The sequence below is a fragment of the Streptomyces sp. NPDC002958 genome, from assembly GCF_055563255.1.
In genome coordinates, this window is record NZ_JBVHDS010000002.1 from 271712 (window position 1) to 288360 (window position 16649).

A 16649-nucleotide genomic window follows, 5' to 3' on the forward strand; every position below is an offset into this window, starting at 1 on the left:
AAGGATTTCGTACGGCTCGGTGGTGAACGTCCAACGCCCCCGGGGGCTTACGACAGCGAAGGCCTGCACGCCGAGCAGAAGGACGACGGCGACGGTCTCGGCAGTGACTGTGCTCGGCGGACTGTGCCTCTCCGGACGGGCGAAGGGGCGGTGCACCCGGCTCACGGGTGCACCGCCCCTTCAGGGACGTACGGGAACCGCCCGGAGGTCCGGGACGGCCTGCCTCTCGGGGATCAGCCCTCGGACGCCGGGCCTCTCCGGGATCAGCCCTCGACTCCGAGCTTCTCCAGGATCAGCTCGCGTACGCGGGCCGCGTCCGCCTGGCCGCGGGTGGCCTTCATGACCGCGCCGACGAGCGCGCCCGCCGCCGCGACCTTGCCGCCGCGGATCTTGTCCGCGATGGCGGCGTTGGCGGCGATGGCCTCGTCCACGGCCGTGGACAGCGCGCCCTCGTCGGAGACGACCTTCAGGCCGCGCTTCTCGACGACGGTGTCCGGGTCGCCCTCGCCCGCCAGGACGCCCTCGATGACCTGGCGTGCCAGCTTGTCGTTGAGGTCGCCCGAGGTGACGAGCTCGGCCACCCTGGCGACCTGCACCGGGGTGATCGGCAGCTCGTCGAGGCCGCGGCCGGTCTCGTTGGCGTTACGGGCCAGCTCGCCCATCCACCACTTGCGGGCCTGGTCCGAGGGGGCGCCCGCGTCGGTCGTGGCGACAATCAGGTCGACCGCGCCCGCGTTGAGGATGGACTGCATGTCGTGCTCCGAGACACCCCACTCCTCCTTCAGCCGCTTGCGGCGCAGCCGCGGCAGCTCGGGGAGGCCCTTGCGGAGTTCCTCGACCCACTCGCGGGCCGGGGCGACCGGCACCAGGTCGGGCTCGGGGAAGTAGCGGTAGTCCTCGGCGTTGTCCTTGATGCGGCCGGCCGTGGTCGAGCCGTCCTCCTCGTGGAAGTGCCGGGTCTCCTGCACGACCGTGCCGCCGGAGGACAGCACGGCCGCGTGGCGCTGGATCTCGAAGCGGGCGGCACGCTCGACGGAACGCAGCGAGTTCACGTTCTTCGTCTCGGAGCGGGTGCCGAAGGTCTCCGTGCCGTTGGGGCGCAGCGACAGGTTGACGTCGCAGCGCATCTGGCCCATCTCCATGCGGGCCTCCGAGACGCCGAGCGCCTTGATGAGCTCGCGGAGCTCGGCGACGTACGCCTTGGCGACCTCGGGAGCCCGAGCGCCCGCACCCTCGATCGGCTTGGTGACGATCTCGATGAGCGGGATGCCCGCGCGGTTGTAGTCGAGCAGGGAGTGGGACGCGCCCTGGATACGGCCGGTGGCACCGCCGACGTGGGTCGACTTGCCGGTGTCCTCCTCCATGTGGGCGCGCTCGATCTGCACCCGGAAGATCTCCCCGTCCTCCAGCTGGACGTCCAGATAGCCGTTGTAGGCGATCGGCTCGTCGTACTGGGAGGTCTGGAAGTTCTTCGGCATGTCCGGATAGAAGTAGTTCTTCCGGGCGAAGCGGCACCACTCGGCGATCTCGCAGTTCAGCGCGAGACCGATCTTGATGGCGGACTCGACGCCGATCTCGTTGACGACCGGCAGTGCGCCGGGCAGGCCGAGACAGACCGGGCAGGTCTGGGAGTTGGCGTCCTGCTTGAGCTCGGTCGAGCAGCCGCAGAACATCTTGGTCTTGGTGCCGAGCTCGACATGGACCTCCAGGCCCATGACGGGGTCGTAGGACGCGAGCGCGTCCTCGTACGACACCAGGTCGGTGACAGTCACGGTGAAACTTCCCTCTCAGCCCAGCAGTACGTCGTCATCGCCGAGGCGCTTGAGTTCGCGCACCAGCAGGGCGACACCAGTGGCGATGGCGGCGGCGGAGACAACGGCGTCGATCAGTCGGAGCGTGTCGTGCTCGTGGCGTGCCTTCTTGGCCTGCTTGAACACGCCGACCGCACCGAAGGCGGTGGTGCCGATGGACAGGTACGTACCGGTCTTGGACTTCTTGAAGCCCTTGGCCTTGGTCAGTGCGCTCACAGCGACGGAGCCTCCTCCAGCAGCGGGTGACCCCACTTTTCCACGAAGGCGGCCTCGACGGCGGCTCCGACCTTGTACAGCCGGTCGTCCTTCATGGCGGGGGCGATGATCTGCAGTCCGACCGGCAGGCCGTCCTCCGGGGCCAGGCCGCAGGGCAGCGACATGGCGGAGTTGCCGGCGAGGTTGGTCGGAATGGTGCACAGGTCCGCGAGGTACATCGCCATCGGGTCGTCGGCACGCTCGCCGATCGGGAAGGCGGTGGTGGGCGTCGTCGGGGAGACGATGACGTCCACCTGCTCGAAAGCCTTCTCGAAGTCCTGGGTGATGAGGGTGCGGACCTTCTGCGCCGAGCCGTAGTACGCGTCGTAGTAGCCGGAGCTGAGGGCGTACGTACCGAGGATGACGCGGCGCTTGACCTCGTCGCCGAAGCCGGCCTCACGGGTGAGCGCGGTGACGTCCTCGGCGGATTTCGTGCCGTCGTCGCCGACCCGCAGGCCGTAACGCATGGCGTCGAAGCGGGCCAGGTTGGAGGAGCACTCGGACGGCGCGATCAGGTAGTACGCCGACAGGGCCAGGTCGAAGGACGGGCAGTCCAGCTCGACGATCGTGGCACCGAGCGACTTCAGCAGCTCGACCGACTCGTTGAAGCGCTGGACGACACCGGCCTGGTAGCCCTCACCGGCGAACTGCTTGACGACACCGACGCGCATGCCGTCGACGCTGCCGTTGCGTGCGGCCTCGACGACCGGCGGGACCGGGGCGTCGATGGACGTCGAGTCGAGCGGGTCGTGCCCGGCGATCGCCTCGTGGAGCAGGGCCGCGTCCAGGACGGTACGGGCGCAGGGCCCGCCCTGGTCCAGGGAGCTGGAGAACGCCACCATGCCGTAGCGGGAGACGCCGCCGTAGGTGGGCTTCACGCCGACGGTGCCGGTGACGGCGGCGGGCTGGCGGATGGAACCGCCGGTGTCCGTGCCGATGGCGAGCGGGGCCTCGTACGACGCGAGCGCGGCCGAGGAGCCACCGCCGGAGCCGCCCGGGACACGAGTGAGGTCCCACGGGTTGCCGGTCGGGCCGTAGGCGCTGTTCTCGGTGGAGGACCCCATGGCGAACTCGTCCATGTTGGTCTTGCCGAGGATGACGACGTCGGCGGCCTTCAGCTTCCTGGTGAGGGTCGCGTCGTACGGCGGGATCCAGCCCTCGAGGATCTTGGAACCGACGGTGGTCGGCATGCCCTCGGTGGTGAAGATGTCCTTCAGCGCGAGCGGGACACCGGCCAGCGGGCCCAGCTTCTCACCGGCCGCCTTCTTCGCGTCGACGGCACGGGCCTGCGCGAGCGCGCCCTCGCGGTCGACGTGCAGGAAGGCGTGGACCTTCTCGTCGACCGCGTCGATCCGGGCCAGGTGCGCCTCGGTGACCTCGACGGCCGTGAGCTCGCCGGAGGCGATCTTCGCGGCGATCTCGGCGGCGGTGAGCTTGATGATGGTGCTGTTGTCCGTCATGGCTGTTAGTCCTCCCCCAGGATCTGCGGCACCTTGAAACGCTGCTGCTCCTGGGCCGGGGCGCCGGAGAGCGCCTGCTCGGGGGTGAGCGACGGACGGACCTCGTCCGCGCGCATGACGTTGGTCAGCGGCAGCGGGTGGGAGGTCGGCGGTACGTCTTGTTCGGCGACCTCGGAGACGCGGGCGACCGCGCCGATGATGTCGTCGAGCTGACCGGCGAAGTGATCGAGCTCTTCGCCCTTCAGCTCCAGACGCGCCAGCCGGGCGAGGTGGGCGACCTCCTCGCGCGTGATGCCAGGCATGCAGCGATCCTCAGGGGTTGGTGTGTGGTTTTGGCCCAATCCTATGGTGTCGGCCGCAGCCACTCCCGCCACCCGGGCGAACACCCTGGTCGGACGCCGGATTCAAGCCCGTCCGGCGATTGAGGACGAAGCGGCCACCGGACGCCGACGGTGCCCACGGGTCGCACCCCTCACGCTCACGTCGTCGCGGGCCGCGACTTGACCGCCCGCCCGGGCGGCCGCTGCTCCAGCTCGGGCGTCGCGGCGGCCGCGGCGGCCGCGGCTGCGGCTGCGGCTGCGGCCGCCGCGAGCTCCGCCGGCCGCCGCCACCCGTGCTCGCCCCGCGCCCGCAGCCAGGCCGTCATCTCCTGCGGCGGCATCGCGGCGGCGACCAGCCACCCCTGTACCGCGTCGCAGCGCAGATCCCGCAGCCGTTCCCAGGTCTCGTCGTCCTCGACCCCTTCCGCCACGACCAGCAGTCCGAGGGAGTGGGCCAGGTCGATGGTGCAGCGGACGATCTCCGCGTCCTCGTTGTCGACGGCCAGACGCGCCACGAACGACCGGTCGATCTTCAGCTCGCTGACCGGCAGCCGACGCAGATGGACCAGCGAGGAGTACCCCGTACCGAAGTCGTCGAGGGACATCTTCACGCCGTGCCCGGTGAGTCCGGCGAGGGTGTCGGCGGCGCGCTGCGGGTCCTCCAGCAGCACGTGTTCCGTTATTTCCAGCTGAAGTGCCCCGGCCGGGACGCCGTGCCGGGCGAGCCGGGCCGCGACGCCGCCCGCGAATCCGGGAGTGTGGACGTCGCGCGGGGAGACGTTGACCGCGACCGGGACGAACAACCCCTGCGCCCGCCACCGGGCCACCTGGGCCAGCGCCGTCTCCAGGACGTACTCCGTGAGGTGCGGCATCAGGCCGGACGACTCGGCGATGGCGATGAACTCGTCCGGAGGGACCCGCCCGCGCTCCGGATGCACCCAGCGCACCAGTGCTTCGAGGCCGGCCACCTGGCCGTCGAAGCGGACCTTCGGCTGGTAGTGGAGCTCCACCTCGCCGGCGTCCAGCGCACGCCGCAGATCACCGAGGAGTCCGAGCCGGTCCGGGGTGTTGCTGTCCCGCTTCGACTCGTACACCTCGACGCCCGTACGGTCACGCTTGGCCTGGTACATCGCCACGTCCGCGCGCCGGAGCAGTCCTTCGGCATCCAGCGCGTGGTCCGGATAGACGGCGACTCCGGCGCTCGCCTCCAGCACCAGGGTCAGACCGTCCAGGTCCAGCGGGGAGGACAGATCGGCGACCAGATGGCGGGCGACCCGCTGGGCACTGGTGGTGGATTCCGCGGTCGGCAGGAGCACGGCGAATTCGTCACCGCCGAGCCGCGCGGCCTCCGCTCCTCGGGGGAGCGCGAGTCTGAGCCGTTCCGCTATCTGCAACAGCAGCCGGTCCCCCGCCAGATGACCGAGGGTGTCATTGACCGCACGAAAACGGTCGAGGTCGATCAGGACGAGAGCGGATCTGGCACCGATGGACTCGGCGTCCTCCAGGGCCGTCCAGGTGCGTTCCAGCAGCCACTGCCGGTTGGGCAGCCCGGTCAGCGGGTCGCGCAGCTGCTCCTCGGCCCGGGCGCGGGCGATCCACAGGGCGGAGTCGAGGGCGATCAGCGGGACCGCGAAGAGCGGCAGGAGTACGGGCGCGGCCATCGCGACGACGCAGATCAGCGGTGTGATGCCGAGCAGGGCGACCGCGACGAGGCCCTGGCGCAGCAGGGCCGTGCGGGTGATGGTCGGCAGCTTGCCGCCCTGGAGTGCCCGTGCGCACCACAGCAGGACCCGGGTGACCAGGAGATAGGTGGAGGCCGCCAGGAGGATTTCCGGGGCGGCTTCGATGCCCCAGTCGAGTGGCTGCCAGGGCGATTCGACGGTCTGCACCTCGCCGAACGCGGCGAGCACCAGGGCTGCCGCGCCTATCCCCAGGATGTCCACCGCGCCGTGCAGCAGCCCCTGCCACCAGCGGTTTCTGCGGGCCACACCGACGAGGACGACGACTACCAGGCTGACCAGACCGGCCGGCACCCAGCCGTAGAGGAGCAGCACGGCAAGGGTGAGGGCGGCACCGGAACCGGTGCCGCCCCACCAGCGGTCGCGTCCGAGCGCGACCAGATGGCCGACGATGATTCCGATGAGGACGGCGAGGGACCAGCCGGCCCTGCCGTCGGGGAAGAGTGCGTGTCCTTCGCTCACGGTCCGGTAGAAACCGGTCGCGAGCTGAACAACGGCGATCGCCATGACGACGGCACCCACTTTGGGTGTGAGGCCGACGAAACCTTGCAGCCGCGACACCGGTGCGGCGTTCTCGGTCGGTTGCATTCCGTCCCTCTCACAGCCGGCGGTGCCGATGTCACCTGTTGGTTCGGCTCCATGCCACCACGCCCCGATTTCCCACCCTGTGGCCGGGCACGGCAGGTGCACATCTCAACAGTAGGGCGCAGAAGGCTTCTACGGGCAGCGCTGTGCAGCTCTTGCCCGAATGCGGACCGACCGTCCGTCAGCATCTGGTATGCGCCGATCGGGTGAACTCGGCGCCCCGAGGACAACTCTTGCCCCTGTCCGTCCGTCTACGCCCTTTCTGTGACGCCTTGTTCGCCCTCTGGTCGGCCGCTCGCCCACCGATCGGCCCCATCCCGGATTTGTCCGACGGAGAGCTGCCCCATTCCGCCGACTCCCCGACGCGAAGCTGCCCCATTCCGCCGACTCCCCGACGCGAAGCTGCCCCATTCCGCCGGTTCTCCGACGGGGAGCTGCCCTATTTCGCCGGTTCTCCGACGGGCAGGGCCGCCTCGCGCGCGGCCTCCGGCCCCTGTTCGAGCAACACGGTGAAGCCGTCCTCGTCCAGCACGGGCACCTTCAGCTGCATCGCCTTGTCGTATTTCGAGCCGGGGTTGTCTCCGACGACCACGAAGGATGTCTTCTTCGAGACGGAACCCGTGACCTTGGCCCCCCGGCTCTGGAGCGCCTCTTTCGCGCCATCCCTGGTGTGGCCGGCCAGCGTGCCGGTGACGACGACGGTGAGTCCTTCGAGCGGGCGCGGCCCCACTTCCTCCCCCGCTCCCTCGTCCTCCATCCGGGCCCCGGCCTCCCGCCACTTGCGCAGGATCTCCCGGTGCCAGTCCTCGGCGAACCACTGCTTCACCGAAGCGGCGATGATGGGACCGACCCCGTCCGCGTCGGCCAGCTCCTGTTCGGTCGCCTTGTCGATCCGGTCGATGGAGCGGAACTGACGGGCCAGCTCCTCGGCCGCGACCGGGCCCACATGGCGGATGGAGAGCCCGGTGAGAATCCGGGCGAGCGGGGCGTTCTTGGCCGTGGTGATGGAGTCGAGCATGGCGAGGGCGTTCTTCTTCGGCTCGCCCTGCTGGTTGGCGAAGACCCAGGCGGTCTTCTCCTCACCGGTCTTCGGATCGCGCTTGGGCAGACCGCTGTCCTGGTCCAGGACATAGGCACGAATCGGCAGCAGCTGCTCGATGGTCAGTCCGAAGAGATCGCCCTCGTCGCGCAGCGGCGGCTCGGCGGGCTCCAGCGGCTTGGTCAGGGCCGCGGCCGCCACATAGCCGAAGTGGTCGATGTCGAGGCACTTGCGGCCCGCGAGATAGGCGACGCGTTCCCGCAACTGCGCGGGGCAGGATCGCGCGTTGGGACAGCGGACGTCGATGTCGGCCTCCTTCATGGGCCGCAGCTCCGTCCCGCACTCCGGGCAGTGCGTCGGCATCACAAACGCCTCCTCGGTGCCGTCGCGCAGATCGACGACCGGGCCGAGGATCTCCGGGATCACATCGCCCGCCTTGCGGATCACCACCGTGTCCCCGATGAGGACGCCCTTCGCCTTCACCACGTTCTGGTTGTGCAGGGTGGCGAACTCGACCTCGGAGCCCGCCACCTCGACCGGCTCGACCTGCGCGTACGGCGTGACCCGGCCGGTGCGTCCGACACCGACCCGGATGTTCACCAGCTTGGTGTTGACCTCCTCCGGCGGGTACTTCCAGGCGATCGCCCAGCGCGGGGCGCGCGAGGTGGAGCCGAGCCGGCCCTGGAGCGGGATCTCGTCGAGCTTGACGACGACGCCGTCGATCTCGTGCTCCACGGAGTGCCGGTTCTCGCCGAAGTACGCGATGAACTCCCGTACCTCGTCGAGGGAGTCCACCACCTTGTTGTGCCTGGCGGTGGGCAGGCCCCATTCGTGCAGCAGCTCGTAGGCGTACGAGAGGCAGTCGATGTCGAAGCCCTCGCGGGCGCCGATGCCGTGCACCACCATGTGCAGCGGGCGGGTGGCGGTGACCTTCGGGTCCTTCTGGCGCAGTGAACCCGCCGCCGCGTTGCGCGGGTTGGCGAACGGTTTGTCGTCGGCCTCGACGAGCCGGGCGTTGAGCTCCTCGAAGGCCTCCATCGGAAAGAAGACCTCGCCGCGGATCTCGACCAGCGCCGGAATCCGCTCTCCCTTCAGCCGGTGCGGGATCTCGGCGATCGTACGGACGTTGGGGGTGATGTCCTCGCCGGTGCGGCCGTCGCCGCGGGTCGCGGCCCGGGTCAGCCGCCCATGCTCATAGGTGAGGTTGACCGCGAGGCCGTCGACCTTCAGCTCGCACAGGAAGTGGTAGTCGGTGGTGCCGATGTCCTTGGCGATCCGCTCGCCCCAGGACGCCAACTCCAGGTCGTCGAAGGCATTGTCCAGCGAGAGCATCCGCTCACGGTGCTCGACGGAGGTGAATTCCGTCCGGTAGGGCCCCGCGACCTTCTGCGTCGGTGAATCCGGTGTGCGCAGCTGCGGATACGTCCCCTCCAGGGCCTCCAGCTCGCGCATCAGCCGGTCGAACTCGGCGTCGCTCACGACCGGCTGGTCGTTCACGTAATACCGGAAGCGGTGCTCCTCGATCTGCTCGGCGAGGAGTGCGTGCTGCTCCTGCACCTGTGCGGGCACTGCCATCTGCTGTTCGCCGACCATCGTCTCGTCCTCCCGTTACCCGTTGCCCCGTTACTCAGGGTTGTCTGCGAGCGATCTCGCGGCCCGGGCGCAGTGGGCGAGCGCGGCGCGCGCATACGCGGGCGAGGCACCCGCGAGCCCGCACGACGGGGTGATCACCACGGACTCCGTCAGAGTCCCCGGATTCAGCCCCAGCCTGCGCCACAGCGTCCTGACACCCATGACGCTACCGCCCGGGTCGGACAATCCACCCGAGGCCGGTTCGGTGCCCGGCACCACCCCGAGGAAGAGCTGGGTGCCGCCCTCGACCGCTTCCCCGATCGCATCCTCCTCACGCTCCGTGAGCAGCGAGAAATCGAACGAGATGCCGTCGGCCCCGGCGCGGCGCAGCAGCGCGAACGGCACATCCGGCGCGCAGGTGTGAACGACCGTCGCCCCGTCCCCGCCCGCCGCCAGAACATCGCGCAGGGTCCCCTCCACGACCTGGCGGTCCACGGCCCGGTAGGTGCGATAGCCGCTCGCCGTCCTGATCTGCCCGCGCAGTACACCGGTCAGCGACGGTTCGTCGAGCTGGAGGATCACTTCGGCGCCAGGCACCCTGCGCCGTACCTCCGCGAGGTGGGCGCGGAGCCCCTCCGTCAGTGAGCCCGCCAGGTCACGGCAGGCCCCCAGATCACCGAGCGCGGCCTCGCCGCCCCGCCGTTCCAGTGCGGTGGCCAAGGTCCAGGGGCCGACTGCCTGGACCTTGAGAGGTCCCTCGTACCCCTGGGTGAACTCCTCCAGGGCGTCGAGGTCCTCACCGAGCCAGGACCTGGCCCGGCGGGTGTCCCGTCCGGGCCGGTCGCTGATCCGCCAGCCGCTGGGCTCGACGTGACCGTACAGGTCGACGAGCAGCCCGATGGTCCGCCCGATCATGTCCGCACCGGGCCCGCGGGCCGGCAGTTCCGCCAGATACGGCAGGCCCTCGCCGCCCCCGAAGGACCCGGTGACGGTCTTCGCCGCCTCCCGGGCGTCTCCCCCGGGCATGGAACCGATTCCGGTGGCCGGGCAACCCCTGAACTTGCTCTTCTCGCTCACACGGGAAGCCTAAGGCCGTGCCCGACCCGTGCTGTCAGCGGTCACGGGACGGCTGGCCGGCCCCGGCCGATGACGGCCGGTCGGCGGCGGTCAGTGCCCGGGGCGCACCGTGAGGTCGTTGACCTCGGCGTCGCGCGGCAGGTCGATGGCCATCAGGATCGTGGTGGCCACCGACTCCGGGTCGATCCAACGGGAGGGGTCGTACTCCTTGCCCTCCTGCTGGTGGACCTTGGCCTGCATGGGACTGGCGGTGCGCCCGGGGTAGACGGAGGTCACCCGGACGCCGTTCGCGTGCTCCTCCTGGCGCAGCGAGTCGGCGAGCGCCTTCAGGCCGTGCTTGCTCGCGGCGTACGCGCTCCACTCGGCGTGCGCGGCGAGGCCGGCGCCGGAGTTCACGAAGAGCACATGGCCCTGGGCGACGCGCAGCTGCGGCAGGAAGAGCCGGGTCAGCTCGGCAGGCGCGACCAGGTTGGCGTTGAGCTGGAAGTGCCATGCCTTGGGCGTGAGGTCACCGACCCTGCCGAGCTCGACGACGCCCGCGATGTGCAGCAACGAGTCGACCTGCTCCGGCATCGCCTGCTGGGCGAACGCCCAGGAGAGCCGGTCCGGGTTGGAGAGGTCGCCGACGAGCGTACGGGCGCCGGGGTGGAGAGCGGCCAGCTCCTTCGCGCGGCCCGCGTCACGGGCCAGCAGCACGGTCTCGTCACCGCGCTCCAGAAGACGACGGGTGACAACTGCGCCGATGCCGGAGCCTGCGCCGGTGATGACATGAGTGGACATGCCCTCATGGTCGCACCCCGCCGCCGCGTCACCGCAGGCCGGACCACTCCTCCAGGTGGGCCAGGGCGCCCACGCCGTCCTTCGCGAAGAACACCAGGTCGGTCAGCGGAAAGGGAAGGAAGCCCTCGTCCTCCATGCGCTGGAACTGCTGGCGCAGCCCGTCGTAGAAGCCCGCCGTGTTGAGCAGGACCACCGGCTTGTCGTGCTTGCCGTGCTTCTTCAGCTCCAGGATCTCGGTCGCCTCGTCGAGTGTCCCGGTACCCCCCACCATGATCACGATCGCGTCGGCCTTCTCCAGGAGCAGCGCCTTGCGCTCGGCGAGATCACGCGCGATCACCATCTCGTCCGCGTTGGTACGCGCCTTCGCGGCCAAAAAGTCGACCGACACACCGACCAGCCGTCCGCCCGATTCCTGCACCCCGTCGGCGACGACCTTCATCAGCCCGCTCTCCGACCCTCCCCAGACCAGTGTGTGTCCGCCCCGGCCCAGCAATTCGGCGAATTCGCGGGCGGGCCGGGTGTAGCAGTCGTCGAGGTCGGCGGCGGAGAGGAAGACGCAGATTTTCATGCAGCCACCGTAAGGGCCACCACTGACACACCTGGGCAGCCGGGCGGAAATCCGGCCGGCGCCAAGGGGCCAAGGGGAAGAAATCTGCCCGCGACACGGCTGAACCAGACATGACTTCCACACGAGGACACATCATCACCGTCGAACCCGGCATCGAGCATGTACGTGTGGTACGGAACGGGCAGGTGCTCGCCGAGAGCCGGCGCCCGCTCATACTGCGCGAGACGGGCTGCCCGGTCCGCTACTACCTGCCGCCCGAGGACGTCCGTACCGAACTCCTGACAGCTTCGGACACCCACACCCACTGCCCGTTCAAGGGCGATGCCTCCTACTGGTCGCTGCCGGACGCGGCCGATCTCGTCTGGGTATATCCGGAACCCAAACCCGAAGTCGCCACAATCCAGGACCACTTCTGCTTCTACGACACCGAGACCGTCTCTGACTGATCGTCAATCACCGCTCGCCGAGGGGTTGTCGTTTGTCACGGCGCGCACGCCGGTGGCCTGCGGCGACTCCAGGCTCACCCCGGCTTGGGTCCGGTCGCGACCCGCGCGCCGGCGGAGGCTCTCCCGCGCGCCCGCCACCGCACCCTGGCGGGCCAGACGCGCGATCTGGCGCCCCAGGCGATGGCCCTGGGTCCTGGCGGACTTCTTCGCCATTGAGGTGATACGAGCCATACCGGACTCATGGCGTCGTGCGTCATACAGGCCACTACACTGTGTCACCGTTTGGGCGTAATGTTCCGCAGGCATGGCCGGTCGAATTCGCGCTCGGTTGCGGAGCATCCGGGGCAGAGTAGCTTGGAATTGACGGACGCTCTCTGATCCTGGAGGTAGGCCATGCTTCTCCAACTGCTGCGGCGTCGTATGCCAGATGAGCTTGTTCTTCTCGGCAACGGCCGTCTGATCCGGGGCTTCAGCGGCGGCCTCTACGACGGTCACGGATATCTGTCCTGACACCGTCCACAAGTCGAACCGAGTCCGCCGCAGAATCGCTGCGGCGGACCGACCTTGGAGGATGCACGGTGTCGCAGGAGACTGATGCCCTGGTAGCCATGGAGCGGATCCTGTCACCGCATTGCCGTGTCACCCGGATGTCCGACGGAGCGCTGATTGCGGACTGGCGGCGGACCCGTTTTCTTGGAATGGCGACGGCGGACATTCAGAAGTTCGCTGACGGAAGCTCTGAGGAGTGCGCCGAACTCGTCAACGGTCTCAGCCGTGCCGGGTGTGCGAGGGCCCGCCGACAGGAGCATTCGGACGTCGAGATCGGGCTCTGGCTGCGCGGAGTGCACCTGCTGATCCGAACCATGGGATTCGGGCGCGTCCTTCGGCTCCTGTCCTTGGCAGCCCCGGATTATGCCCGTGCAGACCCCGCCTCCGCGGAGGATGTCGCACGGCTGAAACGAGCAGTGCAATCGCACGGCTGCAGAAGCTGGTTCGTCAACGACGACTGCAAGGCCGAGGCCGTGACGGCTTTCGTCCTGCTGCGGCGGCGCGGCCTGAAGGCCGTGCTTCACGTCGGTGTGCGCGAGCACCCGTTCGCTTTGCACGCCTGGACGTCTTCGGCCGGTCTGTGCATCCCTGCCGCCGATCCGCGCGGGCACGCGTTCGTGCCGGTTCTCTCGATCAACGGCGGAGGGCAGTGACATGGAAGCCCTCCGTCTCGAGTGGGCCGGGGGCGCACCGAAGCTCTCGGCGGTCGGGGCCATGGCGCGGCAGGGACTCGTGACGACGGTCTCCTCACGAGCCGGCACCGCGGTGGTCGCCGGCTGGGTCGGCTCGGTCCGTGACCGCGTGGCGGGTGCGCGCGGCCTCCTCGACGACTTCGGCCGGCCGGGAGCCGCACCGCGTCTGCCGACCGGCGACTATGCAGCTGTGCTGGTGTGCCGCGACCGCATCCTGCTGATACGGGACGAGCAGGCACGCATCCCCCTGTTCTTCAGGGAGTCCGGTGGCCGTGTGAGCGCGGTGAGTACCTCGGCGCTCCGTCTGGGCGGCGGAGCAGAGCTGGAACGTCGCTACTTCTGCCGGTACCTGACCGGGAACATGGCGCAACCGCACTCGGAACTCACCCCCTTCGCCGGGGTACACCGGGTCCTGGGTGGCGAGGTGGTGGAACTTTCGGTCACCGGGCAGATGCGCGGTCGGTCGCTGCGACGCGTCCGTCAGACGCACGACCCGCCGATACCGGCAGCAGACAGCCTCCGCCTCGGCGGCGCCGCGAAGGACCTGCGCCTCGCGCTGGAGGATGCTGTCGGACGCCGTATGGGCACGATGACGGCATGCCACGTCTCCGGCGGCACGGACTCCACCAGCATCGCGTTGCTCGCAGCACGCCTGCTGATTGCGGGGCAGGGCCACCCGAGGGACCTTGTCCTGCTCGCCGGGCGCTTCAGCCGGGGAGAACTGGCTGGGGAACAGCCGTACCTCCACGAGGCAATGGAGGAGATCCGCCGTCACGCACCCGCAGCCCGCCCGGTGATCGTCGACGTCGACGATGTGGCCGACTTCGACGACTTCCAGCACCACGCGGGAGACCCGGACGAGCCTCATACGCACGCCTTCCGCGCCCCGTTCTGGAGCAGGCTTCATGCCGCGGCGGCGGAACTGGGCTGTGACACCCTCGTGACCGGCTGCGGGGCCGATCCGATTGCGGACGCCAACCCGCTGCACCTGTACAGGCTGGCCCGCACAGGACAGCTCCGGAAGATGACGAAGCACGCACGTGCCTGGGCCGCGGGCAGCGAGCGGGGCTTGTGGGACGTCGTCTCCGCCTACGTCGTGCAGCCGGCTCTCCCGCTGACAGCCGAACGGATCACAGCGCTCGTCCGCTGCCGCGGAACGGTACTCGGCGGCCTCGGCAACTTCGCCCGCCCCCGATGGCTGCGATCCGGATTCGCGCGGGCCCACGGCTACCATGAGGCCAGCATCGCGGAGAGCCGCTTCGTATTCGGGCGCAAGCCGGAACAGTCGCTCTACGACGCGGCCAACTACATCGCCGCTCCCGACCCGCTGTCCTGGCGCCGCGCACGGCAGGACGGATTCTTCCTCTCGCACCCCTTCCTCGACCCGGAAGTCATCGCCACGATGCGCCGCCTCCCCGCCGAAGCGACGTTCCATCCCGGCCGTCCGAAGGCGGTTCTGCGCGAGGCCATGGCAGATCTGCTCCCGCCCCGGATCCGCGGCCGGGCGGTCAAGGTTCCCTTCAACCAGCTCTACGCCCGCGGCTTGCGGACACACGGCGACGAACTCATCGACCTCTGCCGCTCCGCGAGGCATCCGCTGATCGCGGAGATGTTCGACGTCGAGACGTTGTGCCGGGCAGTGAGGGAGGCGCAGATCGGCATAGGGGACTCCTACTCCTGGGATCGTATGAACAGCTCTCTCGCCCTCGTGGTGTGGCTGGAGCGATTGAACCAGCGCTCCCACGCGCACGGTGCGGCCATGCCGGTCATCGCTGGCTCGTGACGTTCCACAGCGTCAGTTCGATCGGGCCCGTCACGGATGTGACGAGACCGCCCACATCGCTGTGGTTCGCGAGATGGATGTTGACCGGCACGGCAAATGCCTTACTGTCCTGACTCAGAACAGGCTGACCCACAGTCATCTTGACGACGGGCTTGGCTCCGCGCTGGCTCGGCTGGTAAAGGTCTTCGTAGAGCCGAAATTGGCCATCGCGAGAGCCGAGGAGACGATCAGTGCCGCGGCCACCCGCTTCGGAGCGGGGATCACGACCGAGGTCCAGTACACCGCGATGACAGACCATGCGGAACCCGCCGTGAGCAGGCCCCAGAGCACCTTGAAGGCCGTGGAATCGCCGTCCATGAGTGTCTCGAACAGGGGAGCATGAAGTTGGCCAACAATGCCGCGACCGTGCCGATCAGCGCGACCATTCCGGAGTAGGAAATCTGTTCCGGAACCAGTGGTCCAGGACCGAGACAGCGCCCAACAACGTGCTGCGCCGGAGGCTCGAGCACCATGGTTCCCGGAGATTCGTCGGATCACCATCCGGATGCCTCCGGACGGCCCAGGTCCGTACTTCGCGGGTAGCTCGTTTCAGGTCTCACCTCCCTGCTTGCCCTGCTCCCCGTGCGGCGGCGGACTCTCAGCCGCTGGTGGCCGGCGCCGTCACTGATCTTTCTGGCAGTAGGCGCAGCACGCTGGGCGTACATCGTTCACACCTATCCGCAGGGTGCAGGCGGCTGAGTGGCGCAGCAGCCCCATTTCTCGCACGACAGTGAACTGCGCGGTACCGGGCGGGGAAGCCCGCAGGCATCGGAGCGAGTCCGGCGATCAGCCGGACGCCGCTGCCGTCTCCCGCCGTACCGTCGTCGCGATCGTCGCCGAGCCGACCACGCGGGTGCCGTCGTAGAGCACCACCGCCTGGCCGGGGGCCACGCCCCGTACCGGCTCGGTGAACGAGACGTTCAGCGTCCCGTCGACCAGTTCCGCCGTCACCTCGGTCTCGCCGCCGTGGGCGCGGAGCTGGGCGGTGTACGTGCCGGGGCCGGCCGGGGCCGTGCCGCACCAGCGGGGCTTGATGGCGGTGAGGGCGGTGACGTCGAGGGACTCGACCGGGCCGACCGTCACCGTGTTGTTCACCGGGGAGATGTCCAGGACGTAGCGCGGCTTGCCGTCGGGGGCGGGGTGGCCGATGCGCAGGCCCTTGCGCTGGCCGATGGTGAAGCCGAAGGCGCCCTCGTGGGTGCCGACCTTCGTACCGGACTCGTCGACGATGTCGCCCTCGGCCGTGCCGAGCCGGCTCGCCAGGAAGCCCTGGGTGTCGCCGTCGGCGATGAAGCAGATGTCGTGGCTGTCGGGCTTCTTGGCGACGGCGAGGCCCCGGCGCTCGGCCTCGGCGCGAATCTCGTCCTTGGTGGTGAGGGTGTCACCGAGCGGGAACATCGCGTGGGCGAGCTGCTTCTCATCCAGGACGCCGAGGACGTACGACTGGTCCTTGGCCATGTCGGAGGCGCGGTGCAGCTCACGACTGCCGTCCTCATTCAGTACGACGGTGGCGTAGTGGCCGGTGCACACGGCGTCGAAGCCGAGGGCTAGGGCCTTGTCGAGCAGCGCGGCGAACTTGATCTTCTCGTTGCAGCGCAGGCACGGGTTGGGAGTGCGTCCGGCCTCGTACTCGGCGATGAAGTCGTCCACGACGTCCTCGCGGAAGCGTTCCGCCAGGTCCCAGACGTAGAACGGGATGCCGATGACATCCGCGGCGCGGCGCGCGTCGCGGGAGTCCTCGATCGTGCAACAGCCGCGCGCTCCGGTACGGAAGGACTGCGGGTTCGCGGAGAGGGCGAGGTGCACACCGGTCACGTCGTGGCCCGCCTCGGCGGCGCGGGCCGCGGCGACGGCGGAGTCGACACCGCCCGACATGGCGGCGAGCACACGGAGGGGGCGCTGGGAAGTCTGAGTCATAGCTTTACCAGGGTACG

At 69.3% G+C, this 16649-nt stretch carries 15 protein-coding genes; 3 read left to right on the top strand and 12 right to left on the bottom strand.

Translation table 11 applies throughout. The features are described from left to right. Positions 1 to 263 precede the first annotated feature (263 nt). The 9 genes from gatB to ACZ3IC_RS04700 form a co-directional block, all read right to left on the bottom strand. Complete coding sequence (gene gatB, locus ACZ3IC_RS04660) at positions 264 to 1772, bottom strand: Asp-tRNA(Asn)/Glu-tRNA(Gln) amidotransferase subunit GatB (protein WP_467412574.1); 1509 nt, start codon at positions 1770 to 1772, stop codon at positions 264 to 266. Between the two features lie 15 nt (positions 1773 to 1787). Then, positions 1788 to 2027 carry a hypothetical protein gene (locus ACZ3IC_RS04665; RefSeq protein ID WP_467412575.1) on the bottom strand — a complete coding sequence of 80 codons (240 nt, stop codon included), beginning with the start codon at positions 2025 to 2027 and terminating at the stop codon, positions 1788 to 1790. Then, complete coding sequence (gene gatA / locus ACZ3IC_RS04670) at positions 2024 to 3526, bottom strand: Asp-tRNA(Asn)/Glu-tRNA(Gln) amidotransferase subunit GatA (RefSeq protein ID WP_467412577.1); 1503 nt, start codon at positions 3524 to 3526, stop codon at positions 2024 to 2026. The genes ACZ3IC_RS04665 and gatA overlap by 4 nt, the downstream gene beginning before the upstream one ends. Before the next feature lie 5 nt (positions 3527 to 3531). Then, positions 3532 to 3828, bottom strand: a complete 297-nt coding sequence (gene gatC, locus ACZ3IC_RS04675; RefSeq protein WP_467412579.1) for an Asp-tRNA(Asn)/Glu-tRNA(Gln) amidotransferase subunit GatC — start codon at positions 3826 to 3828, stop codon at positions 3532 to 3534. Positions 3829 to 4004: 176 nt separating this feature from the next. Further along, complete coding sequence (locus ACZ3IC_RS04680) at positions 4005 to 6092, bottom strand: putative bifunctional diguanylate cyclase/phosphodiesterase (RefSeq protein WP_467413131.1); 2088 nt, start codon at positions 6090 to 6092, stop codon at positions 4005 to 4007. A gap of 517 nt (positions 6093 to 6609) precedes the next feature. Beyond that, on the bottom strand, positions 6610 to 8802 hold the full coding sequence (ligA, locus tag ACZ3IC_RS04685; protein ID WP_467412582.1) for an NAD-dependent DNA ligase LigA: 2193 nt from the start codon (positions 8800 to 8802) through the stop codon (positions 6610 to 6612). Between the two features lie 30 nt (positions 8803 to 8832). Then, positions 8833 to 9858, bottom strand: coding sequence for a methionine synthase (locus ACZ3IC_RS04690; RefSeq protein WP_467412584.1), 1026 nt, complete (start codon positions 9856 to 9858; stop codon positions 8833 to 8835). Between the two features lie 90 nt (positions 9859 to 9948). Beyond that, positions 9949 to 10638, bottom strand: coding sequence for an SDR family oxidoreductase (locus ACZ3IC_RS04695; RefSeq protein WP_467412586.1), 690 nt, complete (start codon positions 10636 to 10638; stop codon positions 9949 to 9951). 28 nt (positions 10639 to 10666) lie between these two features. After that, complete coding sequence (locus ACZ3IC_RS04700; RefSeq protein WP_467412588.1) at positions 10667 to 11206, bottom strand: LOG family protein; 540 nt, start codon at positions 11204 to 11206, stop codon at positions 10667 to 10669. Between the two features lie 110 nt (positions 11207 to 11316). Here ACZ3IC_RS04700 and ACZ3IC_RS04705 point away from each other — a divergent pair, with 110 nt between their 5' ends. Next, positions 11317 to 11652: a DUF427 domain-containing protein gene (locus ACZ3IC_RS04705; RefSeq protein ID WP_467412591.1), complete on the top strand. Its 336-nt coding sequence runs from the start codon at positions 11317 to 11319 to the stop codon at positions 11650 to 11652. Between the two features lie 3 nt (positions 11653 to 11655). On the opposite strand, the gene ACZ3IC_RS04710 is transcribed toward ACZ3IC_RS04705, so the two are convergent. Continuing rightward, positions 11656 to 11883: a hypothetical protein gene (locus tag ACZ3IC_RS04710; RefSeq protein WP_467412593.1), complete on the bottom strand. Its 228-nt coding sequence runs from the start codon at positions 11881 to 11883 to the stop codon at positions 11656 to 11658. 377 nt (positions 11884 to 12260) lie between these two features. On the opposite strand from ACZ3IC_RS04710, the gene ACZ3IC_RS04715 reads away from it, so the two are divergent. Together ACZ3IC_RS04715 and ACZ3IC_RS04720 are read left to right on the top strand one after the other, a co-directional pair. After that, on the top strand, positions 12261 to 12854 hold the full coding sequence (locus ACZ3IC_RS04715) for a lasso peptide biosynthesis B2 protein (RefSeq protein ID WP_467412595.1): 594 nt from the start codon (positions 12261 to 12263) through the stop codon (positions 12852 to 12854). 1 nt (position 12855) lies between these two features. Beyond that, positions 12856 to 14676 (top strand): asparagine synthase-related protein, encoded by a 1821-nt coding sequence (locus tag ACZ3IC_RS04720; protein WP_467412597.1) that lies wholly within the window; start codon positions 12856 to 12858, stop codon positions 14674 to 14676. Positions 14677 to 14811: 135 nt separating this feature from the next. Here the strand turns inward: ACZ3IC_RS04720 and ACZ3IC_RS04725 are convergent, their stop codons facing one another. Next, positions 14812 to 15033, bottom strand: a complete 222-nt coding sequence (locus ACZ3IC_RS04725; RefSeq protein ID WP_467412600.1) for a hypothetical protein — start codon at positions 15031 to 15033, stop codon at positions 14812 to 14814. Between the two features lie 468 nt (positions 15034 to 15501). Next, entirely contained in the window at positions 15502 to 16632 is a 1131-nt protein-coding gene (mnmA, locus tag ACZ3IC_RS04730; RefSeq protein WP_467412601.1) for a tRNA 2-thiouridine(34) synthase MnmA, read from the bottom strand. Between the last annotated feature and the right edge of the window lie 17 nt (positions 16633 to 16649).